Genomic DNA, 3366 nt, shown 5'->3' with positions numbered 1-3366 from the left:
ACCGCAGGTACCCAACAATTACAAGAAGGGACGGCGGTTAGTCAATGAAACAATTTAACTTAGCCGAATGGGCCCTCAAACATAAGTCCATTATCTACTACTTCATGGCTGTGCTCCTCACCTTTGGTATCTTCTCATACAACCATATGGGACGTATGGAAGACCCAGACTTTACGATGCGCACCATGGTGGTCGGCGTTGCTTGGCCGGGGGCTTCCCCACAAGAAATGTCGGATCAGGTAACGGACAAATTAGAAGAAAAACTACGCGACCTACCTGGCGTCGATTATACAAAATCTTTCACAGATGGCAGTAAATCAGTTATTTATATTAATCTGAAAGAAAATCTACCATCCGATAAAATTCGTCCCGCTTGGGAAGAAGCGCGGAACATGATCAACGATGAATGGAAGTCATTACCACAAGGTGTTCAAGGACCGACCATCAACGACAGATTTGATGATGTATACGGCATTATCTACGCCATTAGCGGCGATGAATTCTCGTACGAAGAAAAGCGACAACAAGCAGAAGACTTAAAACGTCAGCTGTTATCTGTTCCAAATGTTAAGAAAATCAGCCTTATTGGGGTTCAACAACAAACCCTTAATGTAACGATTAATAAGGATAAATTAGCATCCTATAAAATCAGTACACAACAGCTATTAACGGCTATCAAACAGCAAAGTATGATGGTTCCAGCTGGTATGATTACGACGGATACGAATAATGTGTATCTCCGCGTGAACGGTCTATTTGATAGTCCACAAGCCGTACAAGATATGCCAATTCGCATCAATAATCAAACCTTGCGCCTTGGCGACATGGCTGATGTAACCATGACATACCAAGATCCTAGCAACCCTCAATTCTACTATGAAGGCAAGCCAGCTATCGGTATTGCCATCTCCATGGATGCTGGGGCTAACAATGTGGAATTTGGTGAAGCTATCGATAAAAAGCTAGCAGAGTTGAAGAAAACCATCCCTGCGGGCCTTGAACTCGATCAAGTATCTAATCAGCCACATATTGTTAAGGAATCCATTGGGGACTTCTCACAATCCTTATTTGAAGCCATCGCCATCGTATTGCTCGTAAGCTTTGCATCTCTTGGCTTGCGAACAGGTGTGGTCGTAGCCCTCACTATTCCAGTCGTCGTATCTACTACATTTATTTTGATGTATGAAAGCGGCATTTATCTGCACAAGGTTAGTCTAGGTGCGTTAATACTGGCTCTAGGCCTCCTCGTAGATGATGCCATCATCGTTGTAGAAATGATGAGCGTTAAGCTCGAAGAAGGTTGGGGGCACTTTAGATCCGCTACCTTTGCTTATCAATCGACAGCGTTCCCTATGCTATCTGGTACACTCATTACCTGTGCAGGCTTCTTGCCATTAGCATTAGCACAAGGCATGGTAGCAGAGTTTACAAAATCTCTATCCATCGTTGTATTTATGGCGCTCATCCTATCTTGGTTCGCCTCTGTTCTCGTCAGCCCTGTTCTCGGTTATAAAATCATCGAAAATAAGGCACCAAAACCTGAATCAGAATGGAACAAACGAGACCGTATCATGCACAAGCTCAGTGTTACATTCTATGATAAATTTGAAAGACTGTTACATTGGGCCTTAGGACATCATAAGGTCGTATTACTCATCACCTTAGGTGCCTTTGTGTTATCCCTACTTTCACTACCATTGATCAAACAGGAATTTTTCCCATCATCAACGCGTAATGAAATCATAGTATCTATGCAATTCCCTCAAAGTTCGTCCATCGAGTACACAGCAAATCAAGCGAAGATCATCGACAAACATTTACAAGGTAACGAACATATTTCAACCTTTACATCCTACATTGGACAAGGTTCTCCACGTTTCGTCCTCACCTTGGAACCGGAATTGCAACGGAACAATTTCTTGCAATATGTAATCGTCACAAAATCCTTAGAGGACCGCGATAAATTATATGCAGAATTGACTCCATACTTAAATGAAGAATTCCCATCTGCCCTTGTAAATACGCAGTTCTTACAAATTGGTCCACCATCCAAATATCCAGTTATGCTCCGCGTTTCTGGACCTGATCAAAAGGTGGTAAAAGAAATTGCCAACAAGGTAAAAGATAAGATGCAAGGCGATAAGGATTTGCATAACATAGCCTTTGACTGGCCAGATACGGAACCAGTAGCCAATATTCATATCGATCCTAACAAGGCTCGTTTACTTGGTATCGATAGCTATGCCGTGTCCTTACACTTGCAAAGCCTATTATCTGGCACTAAATCTGGGGAATACTACGAAGGTAACCAAACAATTCCTGTGACATTCCGTTTAGGAGATAATGAACAACACAACTTAAGTGCTCTGTCCTCCTTACCTATTCAAACAGGTAATGGTTCCTATGTACCGCTTAGCCAAATTGCAACCATCACCATGACCCAAGAGGATGGTATTATCTGGCATCGCAACATGATGCCAACCATCAGCATTCACGCTAATGTAAATGCTGGCGTCCTAGGCAATGCAAAAACTAAAGAAGTGTATAAATCCTTACAAGACATTCGCGATTCCTTGCCTACAGGATATACCATTGAACTTGATGGGGCCGCTGAAAAGAGTGTAACAGCTGTACAAAATCTGTTAACACCAATGCCGATTATGCTCTTTGTAATTATGACAATCCTCATGTTCCAATTAAAGCGAATCGCCCTCATGTTTATGGCCTTGCTCACAGCGCCTCTCGGATTAATCGGCGTTGTATTAGCTCTGAATATTACGAGAACGCCATTGGGCTTTATGGCTATTCTAGGTATCATCGCCCTTTCGGGTATGATCATTCGTAACTCCATTATCTTGTTAGACCAAATCGAAATCCACAAGGCAGAAGGACAAAAACCACGTGAAGCGATTATTAACTCCGCTACACTTCGTTTCCGCCCTATCATGCTCACCGCTATCGCAGCGATTTTAGGCATGATTCCGCTCATGGGATCTGTATTCTGGAGCCCACTTGCTATCGCCTTCAGCGGCGGCCTACTAGTGGCAACAGTTCTAACACTTATCGTACTACCAGTTATGTATGCAACATGGTATAAGATAAAATAAAAAAATCCCCCTAATATAGTTTTAACACTATTATTAGGGGGATTTTTATCACCTATTAAACTACAACGGCTGTACCATTGCATGTAACCATGAGCATACCATTTTCTGCACCTACTGTGCTGTATTGGAAGGATACGCCGATAACAGCATTAGCACCCATTTTAGAAGCCCGTTGAGACATTTCATCAAGGGCTGCTTGGCGTGCATTCATTAAGGAGTTTTCATAGCTGCCACTACGGCCACCAACGATGTCGCGAAT

2 protein-coding genes are annotated in these 3366 nt (G+C 42.8%); one reads left to right on the top strand and one right to left on the bottom strand.

Translation table 11 applies throughout. The annotated features are described in order from the left end of the window. Nucleotides 1-44: 44 nt before the first annotated feature. Nucleotides 45-3107 (top strand): efflux RND transporter permease subunit, encoded by a 3063-nt coding sequence (locus QZ055_RS08715; RefSeq protein ID WP_295826260.1) that lies wholly within the window; start codon nt 45-47, stop codon nt 3105-3107. Nucleotides 3108-3162: 55 nt separating this feature from the next. On the opposite strand, the gene QZ055_RS08710 is transcribed toward QZ055_RS08715, so the two are convergent. Then, nucleotides 3163-3366, bottom strand: a 204-nt coding sequence (locus tag QZ055_RS08710) for a heavy metal-binding domain-containing protein (protein WP_295826258.1), incomplete at its 5' end; no start/stop codon positions are given.

The sequence above is a fragment of the uncultured Veillonella sp. genome (assembly GCF_905209685.1).
Classification (GTDB): domain Bacteria; phylum Bacillota; class Negativicutes; order Veillonellales; family Veillonellaceae; genus Veillonella.
The sequence above is the reverse complement of the archived record's forward strand: the minus strand, read 5'-3'. Positions and strand labels throughout refer to the sequence as shown.